General features: G+C 67.5%; 8 protein-coding genes. 7 read left to right on the top strand and 1 reads right to left on the bottom strand.

Annotated features, from left to right (window positions below; all coding sequences use genetic code 11):
* From ribH to hisF, 4 genes are all read left to right on the top strand, one after another.
* Positions 1–406, top strand: a 406-nt coding sequence (ribH, locus tag X803_RS16950; protein ID WP_035777378.1) for a 6,7-dimethyl-8-ribityllumazine synthase, incomplete at its 5' end; no start/stop codon positions are given.
* A gap of 84 nt (positions 407–490) precedes the next feature.
* The gene (locus X803_RS0101040; RefSeq protein WP_026543680.1) at positions 491–754 is read left to right on the top strand and encodes a phosphoribosyl-ATP diphosphatase; all 264 of its coding nucleotides are present in this window, start codon (positions 491–493) and stop codon (positions 752–754) included.
* A 79-nt stretch (positions 755–833) separates the two neighbouring features.
* The gene (gene hisG / locus X803_RS0101035) at positions 834–1,676 is read left to right on the top strand and encodes an ATP phosphoribosyltransferase (RefSeq protein WP_026543679.1); all 843 of its coding nucleotides are present in this window, start codon (positions 834–836) and stop codon (positions 1,674–1,676) included.
* A gap of 13 nt (positions 1,677–1,689) precedes the next feature.
* Positions 1,690–2,460 carry an imidazole glycerol phosphate synthase subunit HisF gene (gene hisF / locus X803_RS0101030; RefSeq protein WP_026543678.1) on the top strand — a complete coding sequence of 257 codons (771 nt, stop codon included), beginning with the start codon at positions 1,690–1,692 and terminating at the stop codon, positions 2,458–2,460.
* 48 nt (positions 2,461–2,508) lie between these two features.
* Here the strand turns inward: hisF and X803_RS0101025 are convergent, their stop codons facing one another.
* A complete protein-coding gene (locus X803_RS0101025; protein WP_026543677.1) occupies positions 2,509–3,153 on the bottom strand; it encodes a TIGR03085 family metal-binding protein in 645 nt (214 codons plus the stop codon).
* A gap of 100 nt (positions 3,154–3,253) precedes the next feature.
* Here X803_RS0101025 and hisI point away from each other — a divergent pair, with 100 nt between their 5' ends.
* From hisI to X803_RS0101010, 3 genes are all read left to right on the top strand, one after another.
* Complete coding sequence (hisI, locus tag X803_RS0101020; RefSeq protein WP_026543676.1) at positions 3,254–3,655, top strand: phosphoribosyl-AMP cyclohydrolase; 402 nt, start codon at positions 3,254–3,256, stop codon at positions 3,653–3,655.
* Positions 3,656–3,731: 76 nt separating this feature from the next.
* Entirely contained in the window at positions 3,732–5,294 is a 1,563-nt protein-coding gene (locus tag X803_RS0101015; protein WP_026543675.1) for an anthranilate synthase component I, read from the top strand.
* Entirely contained in the window at positions 5,291–5,926 is a 636-nt protein-coding gene (locus X803_RS0101010; RefSeq protein WP_051470330.1) for a Trp biosynthesis-associated membrane protein, read from the top strand. Before X803_RS0101015 ends, X803_RS0101010 begins: the two co-directional genes overlap by 4 nt.
* Positions 5,927–6,000 lie beyond the last annotated feature (74 nt).

The raw sequence follows: 6,000 nt of genomic DNA, 5'->3' as shown, positions 1-6,000 counted from the left end.
CGCGGCCAGCTGGCACACCGCCATCATGGACGGACTGCTCGACGGCGCCCGCCGGGCGGCAGCGGACGCCGGCGTCGAACCCGATGTGATCCGGGTTCCCGGCAGCTTTGAGCTTCCGGTCGCTGCAGCGCGGCTGGCACCGCACTATGACGCCGTCGTCGCGCTCGGTGTGGTCATCCGGGGCGGAACGCCCCACTTCGAGTACGTGTGCCAGGCCGCGACGTCGGGACTCACCGACGTCAGCGTCCGCACCGGCGTGCCGGTGGGCTTTGGTGTGCTGACCTGCGATACGGAAGACCAGGGCCTGGACCGCGCGGGGCTGGCAGGATCCAGCGAGGACAAGGGCTACGAGGCCACAGCCGCCGCCCTGGCCACGGCATCCGTGCTGGCGCCGTGGAACCGGTGACCGTGCGGCCGTGCAGCATAGAGATTCGTCACACACAATGGGCGCGATACGGCGGATCCCGTGCAACCCAGTAACCTTGACAGAGTGAAATCCTTCGACACCCTGTTCGCTGAGCTGAGCGAGAAAGCTGCCGCCCGCCCGGCCGGGTCCCGCACCGTGGCCGAACTGGAGTCAGGCGTGCACGGCATCGGCAAGAAGGTGGTCGAGGAGGCCGCCGAGGTGTGGATGGCTGCGGAGTATGAGTCCAATGAGGCGGCCGCCGAGGAAATTTCCCAGTTGCTGTACCACCTTCAGGTGATGATGATCGCCAAGGGGCTCACGCTGGAGGACGTCTACAAGCATCTGTAGCCGCGCGCCCGGATCCCGGGAACAATCCACGCGCGGCACGCCGCCAGCCTAAGGAAACCCTCCTCATGCAAGGAAACCCATGCTTCGAGTAGCAGTCCCCAACAAGGGATCCCTGTCAGAATCCGCCTCCGCCATGCTCAGCGAGGCGGGATACCGCCAGCGCCGCGACACCCGCGAACTGGTGATGGTGGATCCGGAAAATGAAATCGAATTCTTCTTCCTGCGCCCGCGCGACATCGCGGTGTACGTCGGCTCCGGAACGCTCGACGTCGGAATCACCGGCCGTGACCTCTTTCTCGACGCCCAGGTGGACGCCGAGGAACTCCTTCCCCTCGGCTTCGGAGCGTCAACCTTCCGGTTCGCCGGGCCGGTAGGGCACTTCGCCTCCGTCGCCGAGCTCGAGGGACGCCGGCTAGCCACCAGCTATGACGGACTGCTGCGCGCGTTCCTGGCCGAAGAGGGTGTCGCGGCGACAGTGGTGCGCCTCGACGGTGCGGTGGAATCGTCAGTACGGCTCGGCGTCGCCGACGCAATCGCCGACGTCGTGGAGACCGGCAATACGCTCAAGGCCGCCGGCATGGAGATCTTCGGCGATCCGATCCTGCGCAGCGAAGCGGTCCTGATCGGCCGCCGCGGGTCCGCTCCGGCAGGGCTTGACATCCTGATGCGCCGCCTCCAGGGAGTGCTCGTGGCGCGCCAGTACGTCCTGCTCGACTATGACATCCGCAAGGAACTGGTCGACCAGGCCGCCGCGCTGACACCCGGCCTCGAATCGCCCACCATCTCACCGCTGCGCGACTCCGAGTGGGTGGCGGTGCGGTCCATGGTGAAGCGCAACAGCACCAACCGGATCATGGATGAGCTCTATGACCTCGGCGCCCGTGCCATTTTGGTCAGCACCATCCACGCGTGCCGGATCTAGGACGGGCCAACCAATGAGTGTGGCAATCCGCGTGATTCCCTGCCTCGACGTCGATGCCGGCCGTGTGGTCAAGGGCATCAACTTCGAAGACCTCCGCGATGCCGGTGATCCGGTTGAACTGGCGCACCGCTACGACCGCGCCGGAGCCGACGAACTCACGTTCCTCGACGTCACCGCGTCTTCCGGGAACCGCGCCACCACCTTCGACGTGGTCGCGAAAACCGCCGAGGAGGTCTTCATCCCGCTCACCGTCGGCGGCGGTGTCCGGGAAATCTCCGACGTCGACCGGCTGCTGCGTGCCGGCGCGGACAAGGCTTCCATCAACACCGCGGCCGTCGCACGCCCGCAGGTCATCGACGAGATCACCTCCCACTTCGGATCGCAGGTCCTGGTGCTCAGCCTCGACGCGAGGCGCACGCATGATGGTTCAACGCCGTCGGGCTTTGAAGTCACCACGCACGGGGGCCGGAAAGGCACCGGGATTGACGCGGTTGCCTGGGCGCGTGAGGCTGCAGAGCGCGGGGTGGGGGAGATCCTGCTGAATTCGATCGACGCCGACGGCACCCGCGAGGGCTTTGACCTGGAGATGATCCGGGCCGTCCGCGCCGCCGTGAAGGTTCCGCTCATTGCGTCCGGCGGAGCCGGCGAACCGGCGCACTTCCCACCGGCGGTCGCAGCGGGCGCCGACGCGGTGCTCGCCGCATCGGTCTTCCACTTCGGTCCGGTCGATGCCATCGCCGAGGTCAAGCGGGCCATCCGGAACGCCGGATTCCCCGTTCGCTGACTCCCGGGCACCGCAACGGTGCGCTGAGTTCCTGCCCGGCGGGCCCGGTCAGAGGCCGACTTCCGCGCTTTCGAGCAGGGCGACGGCGTCGGGCTGCCCCTCGAAGGTGACGAGCGCATGACGGGTGCGTCCGTGAGCGTGCATGAGCAGTTCGCCGGGCTCACCGACAATCGCCACTGAGACAGGCGCACGCTTGGCCACGTGCCGCGGCCCGTCGGGACGTACCAGGACAATTCCCAGGTCCACGCCGCGGTAGAGAATGGCTGCGCGTTTGATCAGCTCATCCCAGAGCGCGTTCGAGTAGTCCTCATCCAGCGCGCGCGGCGCCCACCGGCTCGTTGCCCGGCGCACGTCTTCCGTGTGCACGAAGTACTCGATGAGGTTGGTGCTGGTGTCAAGCGACGGCAGGCGCATCGGAGAGTAGAACGGGTGTCCCTTGCGGAAATCGTTGACCAGCTTTTCATAAGCCTGGGTGGACGAGCATTTCGCGGCCAGCGACCGGGTGGCTTTCTCCGACACCACCGAGAGCGGCTTGATGAGCGCGCCGATTCCGACGGCGGGCCGATGACCGCGCAGGTAGAGGTGCGCAGCGAGCTCCTTGGTCTGCCAGCCGTCGCACAGCGTGGGTGAGTGAGGCCCGGCCGCCAGCAGGGTTTCGGACAGGACTTCACGGGAAGGATCAACGAAATGCATCACTGCTGAAAATAGCATGACGGACGCCCTGCGCGCGCGGTTCCGGCACCGGCCGCCCTCAATGCAGCGGCCCGTCGCCGCACGACTAGAATCAGTTGCGATGTCACAACACCCCGAACCCGCCGCACTGCCCGAGCCCAACGAGGCACGGGGACTCGACCCCGCCGTCGCCGGGGCGCTCAAGCGGGATGCCGCCGGCCTTGTCGCCGCGATCATCCAGGCCCACGACACCGGTGAGGTGCTGATGCTGGGCTGGATGGATGACGAGGCGCTCCGGCGGACCCTCAACAGCGGCCGGGTGACGTTCTACTCGCGGTCCAGGCAGGAATACTGGCGCAAGGGAGACACCTCGGGCCATGTGCAGTATGTGAAATCGGTCGCACTGGACTGTGACGGGGACGCGCTGCTGGTCCGCGTGGACCAGGTGGGCGCCGCATGCCACACGGGCACCCGTACCTGCTTCGACGGCAGGGACCTTGCCGCCGTCGTCGGGTCCGCATAAATGCCGCCTGCGGCGTAGTAAAACCACCAGCCCGTCCGCGCTCAGGCCGGACGCGAGGATTGAGGAAATGCATCTCATGGACGAGCTCGGAGTAATCAGTCCCAGCCTGGAGGAGTTCCGGGCCCTGGCACGGGACCGGCGGGTGATCCCGGTCCGCCTGACGGTACTGGATGATGCCCATACGCCGATCGGCATCTACCGGAAGCTGACCGACGGCCACCCCGGAACCTTCCTCATGGAGTCGGCCGCAGAGGGTGGGGTCTGGTCGCGGTACTCGTTCATCGGCGTCAATTCCCGGGCGACGCTGACCACCAGGGACGGCGAGGCATGCTGGCTCGGCGAGCCGCCGGCCGGGGTGCCCGTGGACGGTAACCCGGTCGAAGCCCTTCGCCGGACCGTGGAAGCACTCCAGACAGCCCGCTTCGACGGCCTCCCGCCCTTTACCTCCGGCATGGTCGGGTTCATCGGCTGGGAGTCCGTCCGGCACTGGGAACGGCTTACCTCCCCGCCCGAAGATGACCTGGACCTGCCCGAACTGGCCATGAACCTCGTCACCGATATGGCCATCCATGACAACGCAGGCGGCAAGGTCACCCTCGTGGCCAATGCCATCAACTACGACAACTCCTCCGACAGGGTCGACGAGGCGTGGCACGACGCCGTCGGGCGCCTCCGGAACATGCTGCAGCGCCTCGCCGGCGCATCCCATCAGCCGGTTTCGGTACTGGCCGACGGCGCGGCGGACACCGCCTCCCTGATGTCCCGCGTCCGGGAACGGTGGGACCGCGAACGCTACCTCGCCGCGATCGAGCGCGGCAAGGAGGCGATCGTGGACGGCGAGGTGTTCCAGGTAGTCATTTCGCGCCGGTTTGAACTGGACTGCGAGGCATCGGCGCTGGATGTCTACCGGGTGCTGCGCACCACCAATCCGAGCCCCTACATGTACCTTTTCAGCCTTGAAGACACGGCCGGGCGTCCCTATTCCATTGTGGGATCCTCACCGGAAGCGCTCGTCACGGTCAACGGTTCCGAAGTGATTACGCACCCGATCGCCGGTTCCCGTCCGAGGGGGAAGACCGGCGAACAGGACCGCCTGCTCGCCGAGGAACTCCTTGCCGACGAAAAGGAGCGCGCCGAGCACCTCATGCTCGTGGACCTGGCGCGCAACGACATCTCCAAGGTGTGCCGGCCCGGAACGGTGGACGTCACGCAGTTCATGGAAGTCGAACGGTTCAGCCACATCATGCACCTCGTCTCCACCGTCGTCGGGCAACTGGATCCGGCGCGCACGGCGTACGACGTGCTGGCTGCGACGTTCCCCGCAGGCACCCTGTCCGGTGCGCCCAAGCCGAGGGCGCTGAGGCTGCTCGACGAACTTGAACCGCATAAACGGGGAATCTACGGGGGAGTGGTCGGCTACTTCGACTTCGCAGGGGATATGGACATGGCCATCGCCATCCGATCCGCGCTGCTGCGGGACAACCGCGCCTACGTGCAGGCCGGCGGCGGCATCGTCGCCGACTCCGAGCTGGAAGCCGAAGCACTGGAAACGGTCAACAAGGCTGCCGCGCCCCTGCGGGCGGCCCTGATGGCAGCGAGCCTCCGCCCGGTCTCCGACGCCGGCACGGGCACCGCGTGAGTTCCCGACCGTCGTCGGACCTGCCGGCGCCCTCCCGCGCACCGGCACTGCGGCGCCGCGGCGTCGTCGTGCTGGGAACTGTGGTCACCGCCCTGGCCGCCTTCGGCAGCACCACCCAGACCTGGCTTTCGGTGACCCTCCCGCAAACGGCCGTCCAGACCCCCGCCATTCAGGTCCCGGGCTCGGACGCGGCGACGGCGGTGACCGCCTTTGCACTGGTGGGCCTGGCTGCCGCGCTGGCGGCGTCGATCGCCGGCCGGGTGGCGCGGTACATCATCGCGGCCATTCTGACTGTGGCCGGTGCCGGCATAGCTTTCAGCAGCATCGCAGTCGCCTCTGATCCGGTGTCCTCTGCTGCGCCGGCGATCGGTGAAGCGCTCGGCGTCACCGGCCAGGAGGGGGTACCGGTTGCGGTCACCGCCATGCCATGGCTGGCCGCATTGGCAGGCACCGCCCTGGTGGCGTGCGCGGTCTGGCTGGTTGTCGCCGGCCGGAGCTGGCGCGCGGCCCGCCGGTACCAGAGCGGGAAGGAACAGCCGGTCACCCGGGACGGGTCGGATAAGCCCGATGCGAACAGTGACGGGATAGACAGTTGGGACAGGCTCAGCCGGGGTGAGGACCCCACCGGATGAGCGTGCGCTGCTGACCAGCCGCGCCGAATCAGTCCGCCGCCGAATCAATGGCAGAATGGACTGCAGACCACAGC

Source organism: Arthrobacter sp. 35/47 (assembly GCF_000520475.1).
Taxonomy (GTDB): domain Bacteria; phylum Actinomycetota; class Actinomycetes; order Actinomycetales; family Micrococcaceae; genus Arthrobacter_D; species Arthrobacter_D subterraneus.
This window is presented reverse-complemented; position numbering and strand designations above follow the sequence as displayed.

What these genes read in the sequence shown, in the direction of transcription:
- hisI (WP_026543676.1), top strand. Translation starts at nt 3,254, where the DNA reads ATGTCACAACACCCCGAACCCGCCGCACTGCCCGAGCCCAACGAGGCA.
- X803_RS0101025 (WP_026543677.1), bottom strand. Translation starts at nt 3,153, where the DNA reads ATGCATTTCGTTGATCCTTCCCGTGAAGTCCTGTCCGAAACCCTGCTG.
- hisG (WP_026543679.1), top strand. Translation starts at nt 834, where the DNA reads ATGCTTCGAGTAGCAGTCCCCAACAAGGGATCCCTGTCAGAATCCGCC.
- X803_RS0101015 (WP_026543675.1), top strand. Translation starts at nt 3,732, where the DNA reads ATGGACGAGCTCGGAGTAATCAGTCCCAGCCTGGAGGAGTTCCGGGCC.
- hisF (WP_026543678.1), top strand. Translation starts at nt 1,690, where the DNA reads ATGAGTGTGGCAATCCGCGTGATTCCCTGCCTCGACGTCGATGCCGGC.